At 48.9% G+C, this 25488-nt stretch carries 21 protein-coding genes; 10 read left to right on the top strand and 11 right to left on the bottom strand.

Annotated elements, in window-relative coordinates; translation table 11 throughout:
* The first annotated feature begins 26 nt into the window (after positions 1-26).
* A complete protein-coding gene (locus tag P6574_RS20265) occupies positions 27-389 on the top strand; it encodes a prolipoprotein diacylglyceryl transferase (protein WP_310622013.1) in 363 nt (120 codons plus the stop codon).
* A gap of 393 nt (positions 390-782) precedes the next feature.
* On the top strand, positions 783-1805 hold the full coding sequence (locus tag P6574_RS20260) for an IS110 family RNA-guided transposase (protein WP_310622012.1): 1023 nt from the start codon (positions 783-785) through the stop codon (positions 1803-1805).
* 520 nt (positions 1806-2325) lie between these two features.
* Here the strand turns inward: P6574_RS20260 and P6574_RS20255 are convergent.
* Positions 2326-3093: a carbonic anhydrase gene (locus tag P6574_RS20255; RefSeq protein ID WP_310622011.1), complete on the bottom strand. Its 768-nt coding sequence runs from the start codon at positions 3091-3093 to the stop codon at positions 2326-2328.
* Positions 3094-3198: 105 nt separating this feature from the next.
* Complete coding sequence (locus tag P6574_RS20250; protein ID WP_310622010.1) at positions 3199-4671, bottom strand: ArnT family glycosyltransferase; 1473 nt, start codon at positions 4669-4671, stop codon at positions 3199-3201.
* A gap of 215 nt (positions 4672-4886) precedes the next feature.
* On the opposite strand from P6574_RS20250, the gene P6574_RS20245 reads away from it, so the two are divergent.
* A protein-coding gene (locus tag P6574_RS20245; protein WP_310619047.1) for an IS630 family transposase occupies positions 4887-5950 on the top strand; the annotation gives its coding sequence in 2 pieces (ribosomal slippage) (positions 4887-5370 and positions 5370-5950; 1065 coding nt in all).
* Between the two features lie 141 nt (positions 5951-6091).
* Here the strand turns inward: P6574_RS20245 and purH are convergent.
* The 4 genes from purH to htpX all read right to left on the bottom strand — a co-directional run bounded on the left by purH (position 6092) and on the right by htpX (position 12328).
* On the bottom strand, positions 6092-7708 hold the full coding sequence (purH, locus tag P6574_RS20240; protein WP_310622009.1) for a bifunctional phosphoribosylaminoimidazolecarboxamide formyltransferase/IMP cyclohydrolase: 1617 nt from the start codon (positions 7706-7708) through the stop codon (positions 6092-6094).
* A gap of 154 nt (positions 7709-7862) precedes the next feature.
* Positions 7863-9575: a heparinase II/III family protein gene (locus tag P6574_RS20235; protein WP_310622008.1), complete on the bottom strand. Its 1713-nt coding sequence runs from the start codon at positions 9573-9575 to the stop codon at positions 7863-7865.
* A 105-nt stretch (positions 9576-9680) separates the two neighbouring features.
* Positions 9681-11006, bottom strand: a complete 1326-nt coding sequence (rsmB, locus tag P6574_RS20230; RefSeq protein WP_405048162.1) for a 16S rRNA (cytosine(967)-C(5))-methyltransferase RsmB — start codon at positions 11004-11006, stop codon at positions 9681-9683.
* Between the two features lie 317 nt (positions 11007-11323).
* Complete coding sequence (gene htpX, locus P6574_RS20225; RefSeq protein WP_310622006.1) at positions 11324-12328, bottom strand: zinc metalloprotease HtpX; 1005 nt, start codon at positions 12326-12328, stop codon at positions 11324-11326.
* A gap of 214 nt (positions 12329-12542) precedes the next feature.
* Here htpX and P6574_RS20220 point away from each other — a divergent pair, with 214 nt between their 5' ends.
* Positions 12543-12806: a DUF1674 domain-containing protein gene (locus P6574_RS20220; RefSeq protein WP_310622005.1), complete on the top strand. Its 264-nt coding sequence runs from the start codon at positions 12543-12545 to the stop codon at positions 12804-12806.
* On the opposite strand, the gene P6574_RS20215 is transcribed toward P6574_RS20220, so the two are convergent.
* Entirely contained in the window at positions 12803-13792 is a 990-nt protein-coding gene (locus P6574_RS20215; RefSeq protein ID WP_310622004.1) for a CorA family divalent cation transporter, read from the bottom strand. The two genes, P6574_RS20220 and P6574_RS20215, sit on opposite strands and share 4 nt — an antisense overlap.
* A gap of 209 nt (positions 13793-14001) precedes the next feature.
* Here P6574_RS20215 and P6574_RS20210 point away from each other — a divergent pair, with 209 nt between their 5' ends.
* From P6574_RS20210 to P6574_RS20195, 4 genes are all read left to right on the top strand, one after another.
* Complete coding sequence (locus P6574_RS20210; protein WP_310622003.1) at positions 14002-15192, top strand: aminotransferase class I/II-fold pyridoxal phosphate-dependent enzyme; 1191 nt, start codon at positions 14002-14004, stop codon at positions 15190-15192.
* Positions 15193-15200: 8 nt separating this feature from the next.
* Positions 15201-17972 carry a DNA translocase FtsK gene (locus P6574_RS20205; RefSeq protein ID WP_310622002.1) on the top strand — a complete coding sequence of 924 codons (2772 nt, stop codon included), beginning with the start codon at positions 15201-15203 and terminating at the stop codon, positions 17970-17972.
* 113 nt (positions 17973-18085) lie between these two features.
* Positions 18086-18748 carry an outer-membrane lipoprotein carrier protein LolA gene (locus P6574_RS20200; RefSeq protein ID WP_310622001.1) on the top strand — a complete coding sequence of 221 codons (663 nt, stop codon included), beginning with the start codon at positions 18086-18088 and terminating at the stop codon, positions 18746-18748.
* Positions 18749-18809: 61 nt separating this feature from the next.
* Positions 18810-19859 carry an ATP-grasp domain-containing protein gene (locus P6574_RS20195; protein ID WP_310622000.1) on the top strand — a complete coding sequence of 350 codons (1050 nt, stop codon included), beginning with the start codon at positions 18810-18812 and terminating at the stop codon, positions 19857-19859.
* A gap of 81 nt (positions 19860-19940) precedes the next feature.
* On the opposite strand, the gene P6574_RS20190 is transcribed toward P6574_RS20195, so the two are convergent.
* Both P6574_RS20190 and P6574_RS20185 read right to left on the bottom strand, forming a co-directional pair.
* Positions 19941-20150, bottom strand: a complete 210-nt coding sequence (locus P6574_RS20190; protein ID WP_310621999.1) for a DUF1737 domain-containing protein — start codon at positions 20148-20150, stop codon at positions 19941-19943.
* A gap of 100 nt (positions 20151-20250) precedes the next feature.
* Positions 20251-21144, bottom strand: a complete 894-nt coding sequence (locus P6574_RS20185) for an HpcH/HpaI aldolase/citrate lyase family protein (RefSeq protein ID WP_310621998.1) — start codon at positions 21142-21144, stop codon at positions 20251-20253.
* Positions 21145-21464: 320 nt separating this feature from the next.
* Between P6574_RS20185 and P6574_RS20180 the strand changes: the two genes are divergently transcribed.
* On the top strand, positions 21465-21941 hold the full coding sequence (locus P6574_RS20180; protein WP_310621997.1) for a GNAT family N-acetyltransferase: 477 nt from the start codon (positions 21465-21467) through the stop codon (positions 21939-21941).
* 93 nt (positions 21942-22034) lie between these two features.
* Here P6574_RS20180 and P6574_RS20175 read toward each other — a convergent pair whose 3' ends face one another.
* Entirely contained in the window at positions 22035-23063 is a 1029-nt protein-coding gene (locus P6574_RS20175; RefSeq protein WP_310621996.1) for a DUF2125 domain-containing protein, read from the bottom strand.
* A 95-nt stretch (positions 23064-23158) separates the two neighbouring features.
* On the opposite strand from P6574_RS20175, the gene P6574_RS20170 reads away from it, so the two are divergent.
* The gene (locus P6574_RS20170) at positions 23159-23686 is read left to right on the top strand and encodes a gamma-glutamylcyclotransferase (protein WP_310621995.1); all 528 of its coding nucleotides are present in this window, start codon (positions 23159-23161) and stop codon (positions 23684-23686) included.
* Between the two features lie 55 nt (positions 23687-23741).
* Here the strand turns inward: P6574_RS20170 and P6574_RS20165 are convergent, their stop codons facing one another.
* Entirely contained in the window at positions 23742-25244 is a 1503-nt protein-coding gene (locus tag P6574_RS20165; RefSeq protein ID WP_310621994.1) for an autotransporter outer membrane beta-barrel domain-containing protein, read from the bottom strand.
* Between the last annotated feature and the right edge of the window lie 244 nt (positions 25245-25488).

Raw genomic sequence — 25488 nt, 5'->3', positions numbered from 1 at the left:
AATACAGGAATATTCTTCAAAGTGTTATGACTCCGCTTACCTACTACCTGCAGAACCCATTGGATATGCTGGCCGTTTGGCACGGGGGCATGTCGTTCCACGGCGGCTTATTAGGCCTGTCCCTCGCCATCATCTTGTATGGCCGTTCACGCAAGCTCTCCACACTGGGCTTTTTCGACTTCATTGCCTGCGCCGCGCCGATCGGCTTGTTCTTCGGCAGGCTTGCCAACTTCATCAACAACGAGTTGTGGGGTCGGGTCACCGATGTGCCGTGGGCCTTTGTATTGCCAACCGGCCGCCCGTTGCCGTGCCACCCCAGCCAGCTTTATGAAGCCGCCCTTGAAGGGGGCCTGCTGTTTTTCGGAATGCGGGTGCTTGTCTACAAATAGAAGTTCTTGCAAAAACCGGGGGCTGCCACATGAGCCTTTGCCGCTTCTCCCGGCGTTGAGCAGGACCGACCGCATATGCCGTGCCAGCATTGGTGACTGTCACCTATAAAACGTCTGGCAGGGAGAGTGGGAGAACAGTTGCTCTGGGGTTATTGTAAGGAAGTGTTTTTCTCTGCGCGTTCGATTTCTTTCGATATTCTTTATGCTGCTGCGGCAATATCAGAGAGTTTACAGCTCCATTCCGAAAGCACATCTCCTTCTTCGTCGACTTACTTTTGCTCTTCAATATGATTGTTGATTTGGGTTGGATTAAACGTATGCGATGGGATGGACACCCCCTTTCAAGCTTTACTGTGCCAAAGTGGTGTCAGACCACTTGTATAGGAGGCGTCCATGAAAGAACTTTACATAGTAGGACTTGATCTGGCTAAGAATGTTTTTCAGGCACATGGTGCCGACAAGAGTGGAAAACCGATTTTCAGCAAAAAACTCTCCAGAGCAAAACTGTTGCCATTTTTAGAAAGCTTGCCCCCGACTGTTGTGGCTATGGAAGCTTGTGCGACCGCTCATTACTGGGCGCGGGAAATTAACCGCCTCGGCCATGAGGCAAAACTGGTTCCTCCCGTCTATGTGAAACCGTTTGTCAAACGGCAGAAAAATGATGCAGTAGATGCTGAGGCCATTGCGGAGGCAGCCTCCCGCGCAACCATGCGCTTTGTTGCCGTCAAAAGCAGTGAACAGCAGGGAGGCTGTATGGCTTTCAAAACCCGGGATCTGTTTGTGCGCCAGCGAACGCAAACGATTAATGCCTTGCGGGCGCATCTGGCAGAGCATGGTCTGCTTGCAGCAAAAGGGATTGTTCATCTCAAGGCATTGCGAGAACTGCTCCAAACAAAGGGGCAGGACCTGCCAGAAACGGTTGTGAGCTATAGTCATATGCTTCTCGATCAGATTGTGAGCCTGCAGGAGAAAATTGATGAGCTCCTGAAGGCTATCAACCGAACAACCGAAAAGGAGGAAGTTGCGACACGTTTGATGGCAGTTCCTGGTATCGGCCCGATCACCGCATCTGCCATTCTGGCGTTTGCGCCGCCACCTGAGATCTTCACAAAGGGAAGAGATTTTTCTGCCTGGCTCGGTCTAACTCCCAAACAGTTTTCCAGTGGAGGTAAGGAGCGGTTGGGACGCACCTCCAAGATGGGACAAAGAGATATTCGGCGCCTTCTGATTACCGGGGCAATGGCAGTGGTCCGGTGGGCCAAGCTGCGCGGTGCCCGTGAGGGGGCATGGTTGCAACGGATGTTGGACCGTAAACCTTCTATGCTGGTGGCTGTCGCCCTTGCCAACAAGATGGCCCGTATTGTCTGGGCTTTATTGCAAACAAAAGAATCTTATCGGGAGACTGCTATCGGCTGAAGATGGCAATGCTCCCTGATAAGCTATGTGAGCAGGACCGAAGAAGCTAAGGAAAATGGTCATTGAGACAGAACCGGAAAACCACTGCCGGACGGAGCACATTTAAAGTGCGCGTAAGCGAATTGGACCGGTTCGACGGATCTCCATAGGGGCCCGCGACGGAGTAAGGTCGCAAATAGAGGCCGAATATACGTCAGTGCCTGACCTCACTTTCCAAAATTTCATAAATCACTGCTTGCATATCGGGGGTGTCCATATACGTCCGGCGGATACAAGGAGCCCCTCCAGAGTCGCGAGCAGCTGCGGGAAACCGTATTTTTCGACTGCTGTTGGTTACCCCAGTATTTCGCATAAAATAATCCCGGGCAAGGTGGAATGCCAAAGCCGAAGAAACATTTTATTAGTCACTGCGCAGGCTCTGGCCTGCCCGCCTTGCCACTCTCGTTGAGAACGGGATCAGATCCGACACTGCATGAAATTCATGCGGTGCTGGAGTACGTTAAATCTGGGGTTTCAGGCCTTAGGCCTGCAGCGAGACCTTACCGCTGTGCAGATCATAAAGGCCACCGTGAATCGCCAACGTTTCCTCTTTCAAATTCCGGCTAATAATCTTGGAGGATGCGGGCAACTGTTCAATTGAAAGAAGAATATTAGCGGAAATGGTATTGTTTAGAAGGTTACCTTCATGCTTCAGGACTTTTTGATAGGCAGGTTCGATATAACGAACCAAAGAGCCCATATGACCGGGAAGTTCCCTCTCCCCTTTCACCGCTTCGATGACCGTTTCAATAGACCCGCAACGGGTGTGACCCAAAACAAAAATCAATGAAACACCAAGAATGTCAACGGCATATTCAAGGCTGGCCAGCCCTTCAGGTGTCACGATATTGCCAGCAACGCCAACCACAAACAGCTCTCCAAGCCCGGTGTCAAAAATGACTTCTGGGGAGACCCGCGCATCGGAACATATGAGAACTGCAGCAAAGGGCTCTTGATTAAAGGGAAGAGCTTTTGTTTGTGCCAGAAAATCTCTTGGTTTGGAAAGCCCGCCAACAAAACGCTGATTTCCCGTCATCAGCTGTAAGATCGCATCTTTGGGTTTGATAATCTGCGCTTCTGAAGGCTGGGTGCCCCTTCTATTCGCGGGACTACTATTTCCCCCGCTAGTTTGGGCTAAAACGGAGGGAGTACCCATCATCACCCCACCGAAGCCAGTATATTTCAAAAAAGATCGTCGACATAAACAAACAGGAGGCTTTCCAACATTCATGTCACGGCTCTCACTCATCCTGCCAAACGCCCTATTCTGACGACCAAGAATTGGTAGGTTCAACGATACCACAGAACCCTTCAAAATCGGTTAGGAAGGGTGCTCGATAACATGGGCTTTTATTCAGTTTTCAATGACCATCCAAAATTGAAAATCCTCATTCCACCAACCTTTGTGGGGCAAGGATATCCGCTTTCCCTGAATGTTTGTGGGATCTTTTCCAAGCTTCCGTTTGTATAGCTCCTGCAAAACTCTAGGCATCCGACCACTAGCTCCATGCCTCCACAGGACCATAACTGGCGCTTCATAGGATATATCAAGGGCCGCATATTCAGGGGTAGCCACATGAATATCACCAAGCAGATAGGATAGGTTTCCAGCAAGGGCGAGGTTTATGGTGAAAAGGCTTTTGACGCCCCTCTGCTCGGCAATTACAGCAATCCCCTCATAAGGAATTGCGCGAACCGGCGGTTTTTTGAAACTTCCATAATTCAAATTGATGGGCAGGGTGATGGATACCAAAAGCGCTAGAGAGAATGCGAGGGCACACAACACTTTGGCCCTATTTTCGCTCAGACGGTTATAAAGCCAGCTCAAAGCCACTAGCGGAGTGAAAAACAAAACAGGCTGCAGCCACCTGCCCTTAACAACCGTTGTACCACTAGCAAGGACCAAAACAGTTACCAATACGACACCCAAAAGCAGTGTCAGGCTGATAAAGCCTCGCAAAACGCGATCAATATCCGGTGTAATCTGCTCTCCTTTTTTCCGGATAAAACCGAATGCACCAACATAAGCTACCGCTGCAATGGCAACGAACCACAAGCTAGAGGAAACTAAATAGATAATCCCGTCCAGACGCGCTTTACCGCCAGCAGCAACTTCAAACTTCTTCGTGCGCGAAAACAAAAGATCAACATTCTCGAACATCCAAATAACCGGAGGAGCCAGCAGAGCACCCGCAATCACGATGGATAGAATGAACTGCTTTGAAAAAAGAAACCGGCGTCCGTCTTGATAGCACACTGCAGAAAGCACAAGAGCCACAAACAGGAAGGCGTAGTTGAACTTGGAGAGAACACCAGCAGCAATTAAAACCCCAAGCAAACAGCTTTTCCAGTAGGCAGGCTTTTTCAAGGCAAAGAGGAAGAGAGCAATCGTCCATGACGAGGTCGCAAACAACAAAGTGGAATGGCTCAGCGTTTTTTGGGATACCCAAGCTATTTGAGGCAGAAATAAAAGGGAAACTGCCGCAATTGCCCCGACAGCAAGGCCGCCTATAATTCGGCCGCTACACCAGATTCCCATATAGCCAGCAAACAAGAGTAAATTTTTCAAAAGTGCCAATGTAAAGACGCCCTCGCCGAATATGGCAAAAAAGAGCGAAACCAACCATGAATAAAGGGGAGGCTGCGGGCCATAGCCCCATTCAAGGCCTTGGGCGGCAACAATTTGCTCCGCTTCATCCAAGCCAAGGCTGTCAGAAGCGAAATATCGAATTATAACCTGTAGAGCAAAATAGACGCATAATATAAGCGGAATAAAGTTGAGCCAGTGGTCAGCACTTTTATTGCGGCTGTCATCAAGGGAAACCACTGCACTCTCCTGTGCTCTCACGACTCAACATCCACTGAAGCAGCAGTGTATCTTGGAGACTATAAAAGGAAGCAGTCCTTGCCTATTCCCAAAAACTAAGAAAACCCGCAGCGGGTAACCTACGGGTCTTATACCAACGGCACCTGTTTTTGACTCGGGATGAGGATTCCCAAATCACTTGAATTGTGATTCAACATTGGGAAAGGAGATTCCCAATGTCAGCGATCCCATTGCGCCGAGACTATGATGCTTCTTCGTTACGAACTCTTGCTTGTCAAAGTAAGGATGTCAGGCAGAGCCGCCGCCTTCTTGCTCTTGCTGCTGTTTATGATGGGTTGTCGCGCTTGGAGGCGGCACGCATGGGCGGCATGGACCGCCAAACACTGCGAGACTGGGTGCATCGGTTTAACGCAGAAGGGCCGCACGGCCTGTACAATCGTAAGAGCCCGGGCCGTGTCCGGTGGTTAAATAAAGAGCAAATGGCTGAATTTGCAGATCTGGTTGAGGCTGGGCCTGATTTACAACAACACGGCGTAATTCGCTGGCGTCGGCGGGATCTGCAAGGTGTGATCGAGCAGAAGTTTGGGGTCAGCTATAGCGAAAGGGCTATTTCAAGCCTCCTCAGAGTTCTGGGATTTTCTCGGGTCAGCGTTCGGCCACAGCACCCGGCACAGGACGAGCAAGTTATGGAGACATATAAAAAAACTTCCATGCCCGGCTTAAAGAAATAAAAGCGCGCTTGCCCTCACAAACATCCATGGAAATCTGGTGGCAGGACGAAGCCCGCATTGGTCAAAAAAATGGGCTCACCAGAAGGTGGGCAAAAAAAGGAACGAGACCACGGGCTCCCAGCGACGGGCGCTATCAATCAACTTATGTATTCGGGGCCATCTGCCCCGCCCACGGCAAAGGGGCAGCACTTGTTTTGCCCAAAGCCAATACCAATTCCATGCAGCTTCACCTTAAAGAAATCAGCCGAACCGTCGCCAAAGGGGCGCACGCAGTGGTCCTGATGGATCAAGCGGGTTGGCATACAACGGCAAAACTGAAGTTGCCTGATAATATAACCATCTTGCTGCTCCCACCCCGTTCTCCGGAGCTCAACCCGGTTGAAAATGTTTGGCAGTACTTACGGCAAAACTGGCTCTCTAACCGAACCTTTCAAGACTACCAGGAAATTGTCGATGCCGCCTGTTCCGCTTGGAATAAGCTTATTCAACAACCCCACACAATCACATCAATCGGTAGACGAAATTGGGCGCATACAGGTCAATTATAAGTGCCGTTGGTATTAAAGGCTTAGTTTTAATGGAGAGCCGAGAGCACGTTGCGTTCATTTTCATAAACGCCTCGCGCTCTCACTTCTTTGTTGTGAGCAAAGTCTTGTTGTTTGACTGAGTTCAATCAAACAAAAGGAGCTCTAGTGCCGGAAATGGCGCATGCCGGTCATCACCATGGCAAGGCCAGCTTCATCCGCTGCCTTGATGACGTCGTCATCGCGCATGGAGCCACCGGGTTGAATCACAGCGGTTGCACCAGCTTCTGCGGCGGACAGAAGCCCGTCTGCAAACGGGAAGAAGGCATCGGATGCCACTACACAGCCTTTTGTCAGCGGTTCAGCCATATTGGCAGCCTCAGCTGCATCAACAGCTTTACGGGCCGCAATGCGGGCACTGTCCACTCGGCTCATCTGACCGGCGCCAATACCAACGGTTGCCCCGTCCTTAACGTAGACAATCGCATTGGACTTCACATGCTTTGCAACACGGAACGCCATTTTCATATCAAGAAGTTCCTGATCAGACGGCGCGCGCTTGGTGACAACTTTCAAATCCAGATCATCAACCACACCGTTGTCACGGCTTTGAACCAGAAGACCGCCAGAAACACTTTTCACAAACGTGCCCTTTGCACGTGGGTCAGACAACCCGTCAGTAAGCAACAAGCGCAGGTTCTTCTTCTTTGCAACAATGGCAATGGCTTCCTTGCTCGCATCCGGAGCGATGATCACCTCGGTAAAGATCTTGGTAATCTCTTCAGCAGCGTCAGCATCCAACGTGCCGTTCAAGGCAACAATGCCACCAAATGCAGAAACCGGATCGCACGCCAGCGCCTTTTCATAGGCTTCCTTCAAGGTTGGCGCTTCCGCGACACCGCAAGGGTTGGCGTGTTTTATGATGGCAACCGCAGCCGTACGGGCCGGATCGAACTCGGAAACCAGCTCAAACGCGGCATCCGTGTCGTTGATGTTGTTGTAGGAAAGCTGTTTTCCCTGAATTTGGCGGGCTGTCGCAACACCCGGACGCTTTTCGCCGCTCAGATAAAATCCCGCACTCTGATGGGGGTTTTCACCATAGCGCATGACCTCGTGAAGCATACCGCCAGCTGCTCTGTAATCAGGGGTAGCCACATCTACCTGTTCCGCCATCCAGTTGGAAACGGCTGCATCATAGGCTGCAGTGCGGGCAAATGCCTTTTGAGCAAGCTTGCGACGCAGTGCCAAGGGAGAGCGCCCATTGTTGGCGTCCAGCGCTGCAATCACTTCATCATAATCGGAAGGATCAACAACAGTTGTCACATAGGCATGATTTTTCGCAGCCGCCCGCGTCATGGCAGGCCCGCCGATATCGATGTTCTCAATACCCGTGGCATAGTCAGCGTCGGAGGCAACCGTCTCCTCAAAGGGGTAAAGGTTTACACAAAGCAGGTCTATGCCAGTAATACCATACTCATCCATAGCGGCTTTATGCTCGCCATCGTCACGGATGGACAAAAGTCCGCCGTGTACTTTTGGATGCAGCGTTTTAACGCGCCCATCCATGATTTCAGGGAACCCCGTTACCTCGGAAATGTCTTTAACAGCAAGACCTGCCTCTTGAAGCGCCTTGCGGCTGCCACCAGTTGAAACCAGTTCAACACCCCTATCAAGAAGGGACTTTGCAAAACTGATGAGGTCGGTTTTATCGGAAACAGAAAGAAGCGCACGTTTGATGGAAACGAGCTCTGGTACTGGAATACCTTTGGAAACCACGGCCATTTTAAATGCCTATCCTGAGTTACAGTGCGGATGGATGTTTCGCGCGCCGAGTAGCATGGTTCTTCGGTAAACAAAAGGCGAAAACAAAGCTACTTTAGGATAGGAAGTCGAATATATAAATTCTCACGGAGGTCTATGGTAAATCAACCTTGGCCTAAAGCGCTTGGTTCAGCGATTCTGTGGAAGATGCCTTGCGCAGCATCCATGTGATTGCCGTGTCACTCTTCACAACACCGGGTATCACAATCTGTGTGGACCGGCGGTGCCCATACACATCGGACAGGTAAATTGATTCGCTCAGTTCAACCGCAGTATTTTCAGCGGAGAACTCCCAGATCTCCCCGTCCTCACACTTCAAGTATACAATGTTGCCCAGTTCACGGCACTGGATAGAGGGATGGAGGTGGAAGCGAATAGCATAGGTTTGCTGCAGACCCATTTTATGGGTGGTTTTGAGGCGATCAATACCGTCAAGCACAGTCCCGTCACGCGAAAGCGTAATCTCGCGCTCGTGTATGACGCCGCATTTGGCTGCATAGCCGTCATGGCTGGCAATGACCTTGTCTTCCAACTCGCCGTCTTTTCTTTCAACATTCACAGCGCGCGGGCCGGAAATCGTAGGAGTGCCGATGACACCCACCAAATTGGTATTGGCAAGAAAACGGCAAGAAGACTGTTTGGCAACCTCAACAGTAGAATGCGCCGCTGTTGATCTGGCAACGGACCGCCATTGCGCCCGCTCCAAACCAGAGACACCGCAGTTTACCACTATACGGTTGCGGCCCGATGAAAATTCGAAGGAAAGGCAACCGGCATGAAACTTCTCGCTGACAGCCGCGGCGGGAATTCCTCCCGTCTCCACAAGTGCAACACTACTTCCCCCTGTCAGCCTTTGGTATCCCGAATGTCGGGCACCTGCCGGCGGCATACCGCGTGCATCATCATAGGCCAGAATGGTTGCAACTATATCGCCTTGAGTGGAAGACATCCCATTGAAATGCGCAAAAGACCCATCCCCGTGCCTGAAAAACCGAACCATTGGCATCATCCGGTCAATGGACTCCATAATCGCCTTGGAAACCACCTGCCCTTGCATCATGAGTGCCTGACGCAATGGCAAAAGCTCAACCAGAATGTCGAGAATGGCACCGGGATGACGAGATATATGTCCCCCATCGGGCAAAATCTGTCGCTCCAGCTCCTGATCAAGCCGTCGCAGGGCATGGCGTACATTTTTTCTCTGGTCTTCCATGCAAACATAAGCACTGGCAATAGCAATGGCGGCAATCAGTCTTGGCACACCATCTGCCGTCTCATTCAGGCTCTGATGTAAAAAACGGACCTGCCGGGCTAGGGAACGCATGAACAACTTGTAGAAATCGGCATCACACCCCTCAAGCAGCAGCGGGGATTGTGTGATCCAGCTTAAAATCCGGCGAGCAACAACCTCTTGTTTCCAGCCAACCGTGTGCCAGCCACCACAGGCTTTGATCCAGTCTTCAACCAGTGCCCGCGCATTGTTTTTTGCAACGGCAGTCTCTGCAGCTTTCAAGTGCCGCAGCCACGAAAACCCGTGCAGCGCCTTTGCCCACTCTTCGGTGGGGGGCTGCACTTCAAAAGGAGAGTTTCCATGGGCTTCAACAAGGGTCCCCGAGAAGATAAAGCGGCCCGCATAAATATCAGCGGCATTTGTAGAATCTGTTGTACGCAGATCTTGAGGGGCAATCAGAAGACGTGGAGCAGCCTGCTTCCAAGAGGTCACCCATGAGACCGATCCTCTGGAAACAAAATTAAGCGCAGAATCTAGTACACTTCGAGCCAAAAGGCGGCCAATGCGCACCTGTTCAGCTACCACAGCCAACGTCATACCTACTCAAAACCTCTTTGGAATAACGACCTCACGCCACAAGGGTCTTATAAACCTCTTTATAACTTGTTAACCATTCTGTTAAAGCAGCGAATTGGTCAGGGGTTATATGCGCATAAGTTTTGCAGCAAAGAAGCCGTCCAAGCCACCCAATTTGGATTTTTCATTGGGATTATGGCAAGGCAGGGCTCTAAAGTCGCCTTGTTCATTAATGGCTGGCGCACACCCTCCAAGCTCTTGCGCCTCAACAGGAACACGCTTGAACTCAGGGTGCTCAAGAAGGAAACGCTGTATCTGGAGTTCGCCTTCTTCCTGCTCCAAAGAGCAGGTGCAATAAACAAGCAGTCCGCCGGTCTCAACCCAGCTGGAGGCACGCTCCAAAATCTCATACTGCAATTCGGCCAGTTTCTGGATATCGCCTTCCTGTTTCAACCAGGCAACATCTGGATGACGGCGGATTGTTCCAGTGGCACTACAGGGAGCATCCAGCAAAATGGCATCAAATTTAACATCGGGTGAATATGTGCGCAGGTCACTAATCACCGTTTCAACTTCAAGGCCAAGCCGCTCCATATTCTGTTGCAGGCGCTTCAAACGGCGTGCAGAAATATCAACTGCGGTAACTTTTGCTCCCGCACTGGCCAGCTGCATGGTTTTTCCGCCAGGTGCTGCACATAAATCGGCAACATGCTTGCCAGAAACGTCACCAAGCAGGCGCGCGGGAATAGAGGCGGCAGCATCTTGCACCCACCATTTGCCCTCGTCATACCCCTCAAGCTTGTCGATGGCCCCTTCAGGCAGTACGCGCAAGCTTTTTTCAAGAACAGGGATGCCGTTTAACTTTTCCGCCCACTCTTCCAGCGGACCTAGAACGGAAAAGTCAACATAAGGTTCGAGTAAGTGCGCACGAGCAATCTCTTTTGCAGCAGTTTCCCCGTAGACCTCAAGCCAGCGGGAGTACATCCACTGCGGGGCATTCAAGCGGGTTTCATCCTGCACGGCCACAATATCCGCCGCCTCACGCGTTGCCCGGCGAAGCACGGCATTCACCAAGCCTTTATAGGGCTTTGCTCTGGCATCTCTGCCCGCAAGAGTAACAGCAAGGGAAACGGCTGCATGATCAGGCACCTGCATAAAAATCATCTGGGCAAGGGCAACATGCAATATATCCAGCACGCGGCCGGTTTTTTCTGGAATGGGCCGATCAAGAAACTTCTCAATCACATCCTGAATTTGCCCACGCCGGCGCAAAGCTGTCCCGACAATAGCCCGCACAAGTGCTCTGTCGTTGGCCTCAAGGCGTTTATAACCGGGGTGCCCGTTATTCAGGTCCAGCTCACCATCCAGTGGCATTCTTTTGTAAAGAATTTTGCCGATCAAATCCGTGGCAACTTTACGAGCAGCATATCCTGGATCCAGATCGCCGTTCATCGCCGGTTTCTGACTGGACTTATTATGGCCCGCCTTCCCTTTTCTGCGCTCACGCGGATTTTTAGAAGGGGCCCTATTATTTTCTTCTGCCATTGATGATCCAAGCTATTTCCACTGGAACTGAGCCAAAACTTAGCCAGTTCACGATTTCCATGGAAGCGTGCTCACTGCTTTGGCCAAAACAAGAGACGTCTCAGTGAAGCGGAAATCTAGAAAAAGCAATCGTTTTAAAGCGACTTTTCCCAGCTCAACATGAAAAATCGCTTAAAACAACAAATTATAGGGATAAGGCCGTCACTTTATGATCGACAGTAAACTTACCCCCATGGTCCTTTGGGCCGTTTAGAATGCTCAGAGTTCTCGTTGCCATTGGACGGATGCGTTATTCCCCAAGGACCGCTTTGCTGGCGGCTACTACTGGAGCGAAAGCCGCTTGTCTGACGTGATCTACCAGAACTACGAGAAAACGGTGAAAAATCATCACTCGCACCCATCTGTCGAAGGGCTGCAATCCGGTTATTGGTATCTGGATGTGTCGAGAACAGGTTATCCATCTTCTGGCCTGAAAGGGGATTAATGATGAACATATGGGCTGTAGCGGGATTTTGCTCCGCATCCTCGTTGTGTACTCTCTGCCCGCCACCGGCAATCTTGCCAAGTGCAGATGCGAGCCATTGGGGATTGCCACAAATCTCGGCTCCCCCTTTGTCAGCGGCATACTCCCGTGTTCTGGATATTGCCATCTGAACCAGACCAGCAGCAAGCGGCGCCAAAATCATCATTAAAATAACCCCGACAATGCCCAAGGGGTTATTATTGTTGCGGGCACCGCCAAAGAAAAAGGCGAAGTTTGCAAGCATGGACACGGCACCGGCAATTGTCGCCGTCAGCGTCATAATAAGGGTATCACGGTGTTTGATATGGGCCAGTTCATGAGCCATAACCCCTGCAACTTCCTCGCGGGTCAAGCTATCCAGCAAGCCTGTTGTGGCGGCAACAGCCGCATTTTGCGGGTTTCGGCCCGTAGCAAACGCATTGGGCTGCGGGTTGTTGATGATATAAACCTTGGGCATAGGAAGGCCTGCCCGCTGGGACATACTGCGCACCATACCGTAAAGCTCTGGGGCCTGCTGTTCTCCAACTTCCTGAGCATGGTGCATACGCAGCACCATTTTATCAGAGTTCCAGTAGCTGAAGAGGTTCATGCCCCCAGCAAAAACTAGAGCAATCACCATGCCTGTCTGGCCACCCAGCATAAAACCGATGCCCATGAACAATGCCGTCATTGCGGCAAGTAACATTCCGGTACGAACGTAATTCATTTCAACTTGCTCCAGCCAACCCTCGTTTAAGTTCTGACTTCAACCGTGATCCAGATCGCTACGTTTCGAGCATCCACAAAAAATATAAAGGAACCCAGCCAGTTAATCGTTAATAAGTGGAACTCGTCATCAAGTAAGTAAGAACTGTCTTGTTTGATGGCAAGTTTGCAAAGTGCTATAAAGCCATAAATTTCAAGCGTCAGGTGCGTTCAAAATGTCTAACAGCGACAACAGTCCCTCACTTTCCTACTCCTCCAAGGAGATACATAGACCCGAGGATACAGATAGCCTTCCAAAAAAGAAAAGGTTTGAAGATCTCCCTCCTGCTGCACAACGCGCCCTCAAAGAAGCTGAAGAAAGAAGAGCGCACATAGATCAAGTGACGCAAAAGCGCGCCAAGGAACTGAATGGCCGCGGGGGCCTTGATCCTGCGCGCTATAATGATTGGGAAGTGAAGGGCATAACCAGCGATTTCTAGAAAATCTTTAAGTACTTGATGATCCAGTACTGAATTACAGCCAGAACTGCCAAAATTACGCAAACAGTAATAAATCCATAGGAGCTATTGGCACCGGGGATGCCTCCAACATTTATTCCCAGTAGCCCTGTAATAAGGCCAAGCGGCAAAAATATTGAGGCAATTATCGCCAGTGTCAACATATAGCGATTGGTGTTTTCCGCCCGCTTATACATGAGCTGGTCATGCACAATCTCGGCCCGCTCCCGAATGGCATCCATCTCTTCACCAATCCTCACAAAGCGATCCCCCGCTTCTCTAAGTAAGGTTCGGGCATGATGGCCAACCCATTTAAACTCTTCGATTTCGAAGGTTCTCAATGCATCACGTTGAATAAACATACTACGGCGAATAATCGTCGCTTTTCTGCGAACCTGAGCCAGCTCACTTTCCCAAGGAGGATTATCCTGCTCCAGAACCATATCTTCCAACTCATCTATTTCATCGGAAAGAATTTCAACAAACTCCTCCGCCCGATCCGTGAGGTTCATGGCAAGTTGGGCAACCAAATCATCTGCCCCGTCCAGCTTTGCCCCAAGCTCCAAGTCTTCCCTAAGCGCACGCACAACGCCCAAAGGTTGATCCCAGACAGTGATCACTTTCTTGGCGCTCACCCAAAGCCGCAGGCTCGAAAGCTCAGAGGCCCCAATGGCAGGAACTTCTTTGAACCCGAAAAGCGTCAGCAAAGCCCCCTCTCCGCGAACAAGGCACTGGGGCCTTACCTCTTCAGAAACTATCCCCTCCCTAGAAAGTGGATCCAGCTCGAGTTTATCTAAAATTTCATGGGTTCTGGGCGCCCCCAAGCGCAGGTGAACCCAAAACATACCTTGTTCTTCCTCAGCACTTTCAAGGAGATGCTCAATCGTTGTAACTTTTGGCGGCTTCTTAGGCTCGACAACAACGGCATAGGCGTCTTCATCATGTTCAGTTTTTTGTAAAAGTATCACTCAGTTACCCCTCTACTGGGGCTCTATCCCAATTATGGAGGTCGCCATGTAATTCAATAATTCAGGAAAGTTGCGGTAAACCTTCTCTTCTCCATTATTTCGCCATGAGAACTTATAAATTAGATGGTTTGGTTAATGCTGAATTTACTTTAAAACTCTAGGAATTAGATCAACTAGATAGTTCCAGCAACTTCGGGGGCGGTGTATTCGTGACAACTCAAAGTGATAGCTCAGGTGGGAACCCGTTTCAGCGCCTAAGAGAGCTCTTGAAGGATATTGAACCTTCTCAATCGCCTATTACCCTTACAATCGGTGAGCCAAAACACACACCACCGCACTATGTGGCGGAAGTGCTGAAGAAAAATGAAGAGGGGTTTCGGAAATATCCTCCAATTCACGGAACACCCTCCTTCCGGAAAGCCATAGGGTCTTGGCTGAATGAGCGTTACAATCTAGAGGAGTGTTTCGATACAGAAACAAGCATTATCCCTCTAAACGGATCCCGTGAGGGTCTCGTTTTTGGATGCGTCAGTGCAAAAGACTATCTGAATAAAAACGTCCCAATGCCTGCAGCTATTTTGCCAAACCCCTACTATCAGTCCTATGGGGCGGGGATTCACATGGCGGGCGCTGAAGCCGTTTTATTGCCAGAGCCAACAGATGGTGAACTACCTTGCCTGAAGGCTTTGGACCCTGCATTACTCGATCGCACAATCGCATTTTACTTCGCTTCCCCAGCCAACCCGCAGGGAACCGTGGCACCGCTAGAGTATTGGCAAGAGCTCATCAAACTTGCCCGCAAGCACAATTTCATCGTCTTCGCAGATGAATGTTACTCCGAAATCTACCGCGATACGCCTCCTGCTGGTATTTTGCAGGCTGCTAAAGAGCTTGATGGCTCCTTTAAAAACGTGGTGACGTTCAACTCTTTATCCAAGCGGTCCAATCTGCCGGGCATTCGCTGCGGATTTGCTGCGGGCGATCCGGACTTTATCCAGTTCTTCGCCCATTTTCGCAATGTGGCAGCCCCGCAGGTTCCCCTGCCAATACAAGCCTTGGCCGAAGAGCTTTTCAGTGATGAAGCCCATGTCGTTGAGAACAGGCGTCTTTACAATGAAAAGTATGAGCTGGCAGAACAAATGCTCTCGCCGCTTTTTGGGTCAGTAGTCAGAGACGGAAGCTTTTTCCTATGGCTGAATGTAGAAAAGTGGGGAGGGGATATAAAAACAACCCAGCTCCTATGGCAAAAACAAGGGCTCAAGGTGCTTCCGGGCAGCTATATAGCCTCTCAAATGCCAAACGGAGAAAACCCGGGCGCGAACTATATTCGACTTGCTCTCGTTGAATCTCTTGATGTAAGTCGTGACGCCTTTCAAAGAATTTTAAACTGTCTGCACTAGGAGCGCAAATGCGTCGGGCAAATACGCTAAACACTTCTCAGGTTCCAACTTTATCGCCTGAAGATACCGAAAGCCCTCTCAAGAGTTTCTTAAGGCGCAATCTAATTGCCGCAACGGGACTGCTTGTTATCTTCTTATGCGTACTGCTCGCCGCAGCTCTTGCCACATGGACAGTTTCAGATCCTAGCTTGAGCCACGCGACCGAAAACACAGTGCGCAATGCTCTTGGAACACCAGGGGCAATTGTTGCCGATGTTTTGATGCAGGCTGTCGGACTGGCATCACTTGCCTTGCTGTTCCCTTTGCTCATGTGGGGCTGGCGTATTTTCTGGAATAAAAAGCCTAGGGTCGCTCGCAGAAAGCTGCTCAGTTGGGGTGCAGGAACGTTTTTCTTCTCTGGCGCGCTGGCAGCCCTGCCAATTACGACTGACTGGCCTCTGCCAACCGGCTTGGGTGGTTTTCTGGGCGACTGGATTTTTGCAGTCCCCTCCACGTTTTCCCCCCCTGTCTCCGAGGGCATGAAAACCTTAATTGGTGTTCTAGGGCTAGGCATTCCCTCGCTGTTACTCCTCGTTCATGCCTCCGGCTGGATCGGACAAAATCCTGAAGATTTAGAACTTGAGCCCGCAGAACACTTCGAAGACGAGGACTACGATGAGGAAAATGAAGACAGTTATCTTTCTGCTCGCCTAGGTGCCATTAGCCATTGGAAACTCATGGTCGTAGGCGCGGTGCAGCGGTTACTCTTCAAACGAAACTCCCAAGAGGACAAGGTTGAAGAGGAAGAAGAATATGATGACTATGCACCTGAACCGCACGTGTACTCTTCGAATATAGCGCCCGAAGAGGAAGAGATAGAAGAAGAAACTGAACGCCCTTCTTTGATAGAGCGGCTGCGAGACGTGCCCACCAAGATTTCAGAGAGATTCCTTCCGCAAGAAGATGATGGCCTCGCGGACTTTTATGAAAAAAGTGAGCCACAAAGTGAGCCTCAGGTCTTTACTACCCCCACAGACCAAACGGACATTCCGTGGAATGACATGGAGCAGGATCATGAGAAATACGAGGATGACTTTGAGGTTGACCAACCAGACGATATCCAGTTCGATATCCCGGCGATAGAACCCGTTCCGATGAGGCCTGTTGGCATTGCGCCTCCTGTTGAGCCGCAAAAACCAGTTGCCCGCGTTGTTCCTCAAGCTGAAGCACCAAAGCCACGCGAGGCAACTGTAAAGAGCAGACCAGCCCCGACACCTGTGCCTTTGGTTGATTATGAACTGCCCGACATTGACTTGCTTCAAGAACCAAGGGACTCCAGCAAGTTACGGCTAAGTCAGGATGCACTGGAGCAGAACGCCCGTATTTTGGAAGGGGTTCTGGAAGACTTCGGTATCCGGGGAGAAATTATTGAAGTTCGGCCCGGTCCGGTTGTCACACTCTATGAGCTTTCCCCTGCTCCGGGCATAAAATCCTCTAGAGTGATTGGCCTTGCAGACGATATTGCCCGTTCCATGAGTGCGATTTCCGCCCGTGTTGCCGTTATTCCGGGCAAAAATGCTATTGGTATCGAACTTCCAAATGCCCGTAGGGAAACAGTTTACCTTCGAGAGCTTATTGCCTCAGAGGACTTTGATAACTCCAAGGCCAAACTGGCCATGACTTTGGGCAAGACCATCAATGGTGAGGCTGTCATTGCCGACCTTGCCCGAATGCCCCACCTGCTGGTGGCTGGTACCACCGGCTCCGGTAAGTCCGTTTCGGTCAACACAATGATCCTGTCACTTCTCTACCGGTTAACGCCGGAGCAGTGTAAACTGATCATGATTGACCCCAAAATGCTGGAACTATCCATCTATGACGGAATTCCGCATTTGCTGACCCCTGTTGTCACCGATCCCAACAAAGCAGTTGTAGCCTTGAAGTGGACAGTGCGGGAAATGGAAGACCGCTACAAAAAAATGTCCAAAATGGGCGTTAGAAACATCGACGGCTATAACACACGTATTGCACAGGCTCTGAAAAAAGGAGAGGCATTCACACGGACCGTACAGACCGGCTTTGATAGGGATACCGGCGAGCCGATTTTTGAGGATGAAGAACTGCCATTGGAAAAAATGCCATATATCGTCGTGGTTGTCGATGAAATGGCAGACTTGATGATGGTGGCAGGCAAGGACATTGAAGGCGCCATTCAGCGCCTTGCCCAGATGGCCCGTGCCGCAGGCATTCACATAATTATGGCAACGCAGCGTCCTTCTGTTGATGTGATCACCGGTACAATTAAAGCAAACTTCCCAACCCGTATTTCCTTTCAGGTAACGTCGAAAATCGACAGCCGGACAATTCTTGGAGAAATGGGCGCAGAGCAGCTTTTGGGAATGGGTGACATGCTTTACATGGCAGGTGGCCGCAAGACTCAGCGCGTACACGGACCATTTGTAGACGATGATGAAGTGGAAGCAATTGTTAACCATCTGAAAGAACAAGGCGTACCTCAGTACCTTGAATCTGTCACAGAAGACGACGAAGCCTCGGGTGGTTATGACGCCCTGTCATCTGGGAGTGGGAATGCGAGCAACGATCTGTTTGATCAAGCCGTGGCTATTGTGGCGCGCGATAAAAAAGCGTCCACCTCATATATTCAGCGCCGCCTGTCAATCGGGTATAACCGTGCAGCCTCATTAATCGAGCGTATGGAACAAGAAGGTATCATCGGCCCGGCAAACCATGCCGGTAAACGGGAAATTCTTGTTCGCCCGGAAGATGAAGAAATGATGTAAATCGCTGATATCCCCCAGTTTGGGAAACGCAGTTACCATAAAGATGTGGCCACACGAAATGTGTTCACTCAACGCCCTCGAGGCGAAAACAGAGTTTTAACGGAGCATCACTAATGCAAGCAGTTGTAATGGGAAGAAGAATAGAGCGATTCTTGACCCTGATAGGGGTTCTTGCTGTTTCTACCATCTTGATGGCAGCAATGCCCTCAAATGCTGCAACTGCACTACCCTCCAAATCTCAAGCGCTTTCCTCGATAAATACATACTTTACCAACCTTAAAACTATGAAGGGTGATTTCATTCAGTTCGGTCCCCAAGGTGGCCGCCTAGAAGGTCAGTTCTTCATTCACCGCCCCGGCAAAGTTCGCTTTTACTATAATAAACCATCATCTTTGGACATCATTGCTGATGGAAAAATGGTATCCGTAAAAGACCGGAAACTGCAAACACAAGACCTCTGGCCTCTTTCGAAAACACCGCTACGTTTTCTGCTTAGCGATAAAACCGACTTAACGCGGGAAGCCAATATAACCAATGTTGTCGTCGAACCCGATTTGGTTTCAGTGGTCATTGATGACAAAACACGCTTTGCATCTGGTCGTATCACTCTCATATTCGATGCTAAAACCTATCAGCTCAAACAGTGGACTGTTAGGGATAATCAGGGCTACGATACCTCTGTAGCGCTTTACAATATCGAGGAAAACGGCCCTACAAACCCCAAGCTATTCAAAATCGATTATTTGGCCAACTCACGCCAGAAACGAGGAAACTGAGTCCGCACCCTATTCAGTGCGGACCTAGAAACATCTCAAGAAAAATCGTGAGTGAGGGGAAATGGACTTTGTAAAAGTCACGCCTGATACAAAGAATTTGCCAATTGCCCTCCAGTTTCTTGCGGAACATTGTGCAGCTTTGGGAGCCAGCATATATCTCGATAATGCGTTCCACTATGTGGGCTATATCGAGCGGCAGGATAAAAAGCGCTTTCCATTCAAAGGCACTGCATACGGCTTAAACCCGTTCGGGGCCTCGGAGATTGCCCGCGATAAAAACTATGCCGGCCACCTTCTGCACAATGCTGGCCTGCCCTGCCCCGACAGCATACTCATCCATAGCAGTTCATCGATCTCGACAATCGAGCAACAGAACCCTCGAATTGCCAAAAAGTTAAAAAATGAAGATCAGGCCATTGAGTTCGCTCAGCAAAACGGGTGGCCGGTATTTGTAAAGCCCAATGATGGATCTCAAGGTAGGGGCGTATCTCAGGTTAACAGCGAAAAGGAACTCCTCAGCGCCCTGCAGAGCCTTCTGACAACAAATGACTGCGCTTTAGTACAACAGCGAAAAAAAGGGCGAGACTTTCGTGTTTTGGTGCTGGATGACAAGGTCAAACTGGTTGTTGAAAGGGCTCCACTCAGCCTTACAGGAGATGGACAAGCCACCATATCCCAGCAGCTTGAGGAAATCCATGACAGCCCTAAGGGCACTTCCCTATTTAAGGCACATGGTCAGATCATCGAAAAGCATCTACGCACACAGGCTCTAAGCCCCAGTTGCGTGCTTGAGCGTGGGCAAACAATTCAGGTACTGCCCAACTCCAATCTCTCAACAGGCGGAACAGCAGTCGATCAAACCGATCATTTATCTAGTGCATTGAAGGAGCTGGCCCTCCAAGCTGCCCAGTGTATAGGACTGAGATATGCAGGCGTAGATCTGATGGTGCCTGAATTAGACAGTGCCGTAAACGAAGCCTCTATTCTAGAAATTAACGCCGCCCCCGGTCTAAATTACTTCGCCCGTTCTACGGCAAAGAACTTTGAGCGCTGCCGACAAATTTACCGTGAGGTTTTGGAGGCTCTGCTGGAAAGCGAAAGGGGCGCCTAGAGCACGTCGCATTCATTTGCAGTCACGCTTTGCGCTCTAACCTTTTTATTTCGAGCGTGCTCTAGCGCCCCTTTTTAGCTGTTACCATTCACCCAGTTTGGTCTCACCTTTTACAAAGGTTTGATCAGGCACATGCTTTACAACTGCCTGTCCACACATAGTAACGCCCTTTGTTGCATCATAGGTCATTGTAGGAGAGCCATGAAGCTCCCATCCTTTGTTCAGGGCATCTGTAACCCTATGGCAAAATTCAGGGGTGTCCGGTTCGGTTATCAGTCTAAAGAGACGCATTTTACTTATCACCTTGCAAAAAAAGAGCGCTAGACTATTCACCCAAAAGACGGGATGCAAGCCTAGCTGCAGGAATGCCTAATCTCTTTACTAGGCAACTTTATCCTCTACTAGCAATAGCTTCAGCAATTGCAACGGTTTTTCGTCCTACTTCAGCATGAAGGCGCTCCACCATTTTGCCATCGACCTTCAAAGCTCCTTTTTGAGCATTTTCAGGAAGGTTAAATGCCTCAATGACCTTATTCGCCCACTCTACCTCTTCTTCACTGGGGGCAAATGCGCGGTTACAAATATCCACCTGCTTGGGGTGAATAAGGGTTTTGCCATTCATGCCAATTTCAGAGCCTTGCAGACACTCCTGCTCAAAGCCCTCAAGGTCAGAGAAGTTGTTGTAAACTCCGTCAATAACATCAATGTCGGCAACCCGCGCCGCTGCAATGCATGTCATCAACCATGGTAAAAAGGCCTGGCGACCCGGCAGAATTTTCGCACCCGTATCCTTGGAAAGGTCATTGGTTCCCATGACAAATGCGGCAAGCGGGATTTGTTTCTCCTGTACAACCATCCCAATTTCACGGGCATTCAACATAGCCATAGGAGTTTCCATCATGGCCCAGAGCTTAATCGAACTGTCTACACTAAGCGATTTCAGCAATTCAGTAGCAGAGACCAGATCTGAAGCACTATTGATCTTAGGAATTAAAATAGCATCTGGTTTTGCCTCAACAGCTTTTTTAAAGTCCTCTTCACCCCAGACGGTATCAAAGCCATTGATACGAATAATCAATTCCCTGTGGCCATATCCACCAGCTGCAACAGCTTCACACACCTGCGTTCTAGCCAGCTCCTTGGCGTCAGGAGCCACAGCATCTTCAAGATCAAGGATAAGGCTATCAGCATCTATAGTTTTTGCTTTTTCCAATGCCCGGGCATTGGAACCTGGCATATAAAGTACACTGCGGCGGGGGCGAACAACTGACAACTTATCCTGCATAATATTAACCCTATCTTCTCTGGAATTTACATATTCATAGCGTGGCTTCCTTTTGGGAACTACTTCACCTTTTGGCTATTTCATTGAGAAACAATACCTTTCATTTTGTAGAGCATCTCATTCCACAAAGCCTGTTAGAGCACTATGAATATGTTATGAGTGAAACTGGCGGGAAGCCTAATGGATACATGGCGTTTGCAAGCAACACATCCCTTAAATACCAGAATTAAAGCCCTGCTGAACGCACTTGCCTCTTGATTTAAAATGCTCTTTTGGAGCACTGTATTTATAGTGCTAATTAATACGGGAATAAAATAAAGATGGGTGAGCTGAAGATAAGAGTACTTTACCACGAAGATGCTCCGGCACTTGCTCCGCTGATTGCTGAAAATGCACAGGCCGTCCGCCGCGGTGCTCCTCGTCGCCCGGACGAAGTTTATGCTGAGAGAATTTTAGGCGATAGAAACGCAGAAATCATTGGTGCATTTGAGAAGAATACCCTTGTCGGCTTCGCTATATTCTTTGATTTACCTGACCTTCTAACTGGTTACAGAATTGGTCAACTAGACGATATCTATGTTCAACCTGACCACCAGAACAAAGGCATCGGGAAAGGCCTGATAAATCATATCATTCATGCTGGCGAGAACCGAGAGTGGTCTCATGTGCGCTGGATGGTGTCAGAGAACAAAGATTTCGGCAGTGATCTCTTCAAAAAGATCGCCAAACCAAGCGAAGAGAAAAGCTATACAATAACTCTCAAGAAATTGACTGAACCTGAATACACAGTGGTTTAAAATATTTATCAGGCGCGCCAACTACAATAACAGGCGCGCCTTTAGAACGCGAAGCGTTAATGAAAATAAACGCGACGTGCTCTAGGCGCCCCTTTAGAACAGAGGCGGTACTTTTCCAAGGTTTATGAATGCAATTCTGGCCCGCCCTTTTTCAAAGGTAATGGGCAGCTTAAGCGTAGGTTTTCCATTCTCTTTTGTATTGGCACCGATACTCATTGCCGTATTTTGTAGGGACTGAGGTACTTTGGAGCCAACAGGGAAGAGAGGCTCAACCAACCGGGCCAATTCATGAACTCCAACAATTTTCAATGGAATTGTTCCCGAAAGGCGCCCCTTGCTATCGACCGTCAGCTTTCCTTGTGTCTCAAGGCTGATTTCACCCGATGAAACTTTCAGGTGCGTCAGGTTAAGCTCAATTTTTCCATCCTTTAATAGGTCCTGAACGCGTTTGACTTTGCCCTTTAATATCCCCTCGCCTTGTGGGACCTGTACAATGCCCTCAATATCTAGGGGGAGCTGAGTGGAAAAAGAGCTAGAAGCAAGCTGGTCTACCAATAAGGCAATATCAACACCCGCAGCACTGTCATTTTCTTGCTTAACATGCGCTTCAAGCAACTGGGCATCAAACCGGAGGGAGTTTTCAGTGGATCCTATTTGAAGTTGAGGCTGCTGAACAACAAGATCCATCCGCGAAAGACCACCCTCACTTTTAAGTCTGGAACTCCCCCGAAGATCTGCCCATGTGCCGTTATATGCAAGACCATTATAGGTAGTTGAAAGTTTTGTTGGGGTTCCTGCCTCAACAATTAAATGCCTAGGATTATAGGCCATTGAAATTATTTGAAAATCTTCGACATCAACCGAACTCTTCCCGTCTTCCATTTGTAAGGGGGAGCAGCTGAGTTCAAAGCGATAAGGATAACCGCCAATGCTTCTATCACCACAAGTTAGTTCACCGCCTTCAGCAGTAACCACTTCTTCCGTATTTCTCAAAAGGTCGCTGATCACTCCGCGGCCAACATACCAATAGGTGCTCCAAGCGCCAATAATCACTGCAAGAAATGAAAAAACGAGAATATAAATCGTTATAGAGGCAGAGCGCGGTGACTTTTTCTGCGGCATGTAATCTCCATTGTTGCCTAATACTCATAGCATTGCATAAGTCTTAGAAGACTGATACGCGATTACCAACATTTCTTTCCAAAGAGCTGCGCAATATGAGAGATTTTTGGGTATTCGGATATGGGTCTTTAATTTGGAACCCGGGCTTTAGATATGAGCGGGCCGAACAAGCCATTCTTTATGGAGCACACCGTTCACTCTGCATCTATTCATGGATACATCGGGGTACACAATCTGCCCCGGGGCTTGTTTTCGGACTGGATCGCGGCGGATCTTGCCACGGTGTTGCTTTTCATATCGCACCCGAAAATATTAAGCAAACAGTTGAGTATTTGCGGGAAAGAGAGCAGCAAACCCAAGTATACCTCGAAACATATCGTTCAGTTAAACTAACCAAATCCAGTCGCACTATAGCCAACGTTTTAGCGTTTGTTGTTGACCGCTCTCACACTCAATATGCAGGCGCTCTTCCCCTCGAAACTCAACTGAAAATTATCAGGAATGCAGAAGGGGCAAGCGGAAAAAACCATGAATATGTTGCAAATACAGCAGTGCATCTGCAGGAACTTGGTATTCGAGACAATAAACTTGATTGGCTACAAAGAAACCTCAAAGACCTATAGTTTTCATCGGAACATTTGCAAAGGGGACAAGAAAACTGAACTGTTCCTGTAGCTTTTAAAAACGAAATCCCATTCTCAAAGAGCCTCCGTGAACTTCGTAGTCCTCGGCGATAAGACTACTAAACTGGAGACGTGTCTCGAAACCAACGATCTGCTGCACATCAAGCCCAACACGGACAAGAGCGGCTCTATTTGTTATTGGGTACCATGTCCTAAAACTACTATTAGGAAAATTACGGAAAGTAACGGTAGATCCCCACTCATTCGCAGAGAGGAACAGGGCCCCAAGGTCAAGATAGATGCGGCTCACGGTTTCACTTCTTAAGTTTAAACGAGAACCGAATTCAATGGCTGGGTTAAATCCCCAAATGAACTTACTGTCACTTTCAAGGTTCAGGTTGAGATCACCCGCTCCAACTTCCGAGTAGCCAGCTTGGTGCAACCAGAATACGTCAAAGTCCAATATTGGACGAATATAATAGTCCTTCTTGAAAGGAACTCCCAATGAAACCCGTGCTCTCGAGAAAGCAAATCCGATATTTGCGGTGGCCTCACCTAAGGCTTGAATTATATTCTGGCTAATACGACGTCTGGACTTCCCCCATACATAACCACCACCGACGACGCCAGCAACGGTCCATGGACCTAACGCTTTTTCAAGTGATAAGGCTCCAGAAAGCGCAGTCGTCTTCAGCTTGCTAGGGACAATCGCTTGCTCATAAAATGTATTTGTTAGTGCGAGAGTATTTCCCCAAAACCAATTGTCGCCGAATGAATAATGTCCACCAAATTGAGGGCCAAATGTTGTTCCCCTCACACGTTCATCGCTTCCTTCAAACTCTTGAGTGCTACCTGCACCATCCAATTGTCCCCAAAGGCAGGCCTGCTTTCTAAAGCGTAAATCAGATGTAAATGCAGGGCAACTAAGAGATCTGGAAGCATTCCCAATCGCCAGTTGTGTTGCTGCCGCAACTGATGCTTGAGTAGATTGAGGTCCTATCGAGGTAAGAAAATTATTTAACTGGTTTGGATTTACTGTAGATAAAGCGGAGAATAACTGTTCGATAGAAGGCCCGCCATCACGTTTTCGTCGTTCTGTCTGTAAGGAATCATAATCCTGCCAAATCCCTTGCAGAACTCGTGCAACTTGTCTCGAATTTTGAGACAACTGTACATTCTTTGGCGTAAAATCAGCTTTTATATAAGATGGGCTAGAAATATTGGAGGTCGCAGAAAAAGACGGTGAATACTGATAAATGCCCGAGGGTGAGGTGAAAGTCAGGCTGTCGGAAGGTCTTAATCCATAATCAGCTCTCTGATCATAAGCATTAATAATCCCCTCAGTTTGATAGGGCCCTATAATAGGTTCAAATCCCTGATAGGCAGGCCAAGTGTTTTGTTCTTGTGGCGGTAATGACATATCAAGGCGATGAAGGACATTTTCAAACTGAGTCTCACCCGCACGAATACTGTCTCTACTCTCGGCAAATACCGCATTCACATGAAGTAAGGAGGTTATTACAATGCATATTGGCATGCTTGTTCTAGCAATACTCATCTTTTGCCTAATCTCCCTCAAAAAGCAAATAGATAAAATGACTTATACTACCAGAAACATCGAAATCTTTCTATTAATTAAGATATAATCATTACATGCACTAAGCAACACCATGTATATTTAGAATATACCAACAAGTAGAACTAAAAATATACTAAGAAATATCTGCGAAACAGGTTGTTAACTACCTTCGTCAAACTTCTCCAAACTCTTACAAGATAGGGTAATTGCAAAAATCACTGGA

The sequence above is a fragment of the Pseudovibrio sp. M1P-2-3 genome, from assembly GCF_031501865.1.
Lineage (GTDB): Bacteria > Pseudomonadota > Alphaproteobacteria > Rhizobiales > Stappiaceae > Pseudovibrio > Pseudovibrio corallicola.
This window is presented reverse-complemented; position numbering and strand designations above follow the sequence as displayed.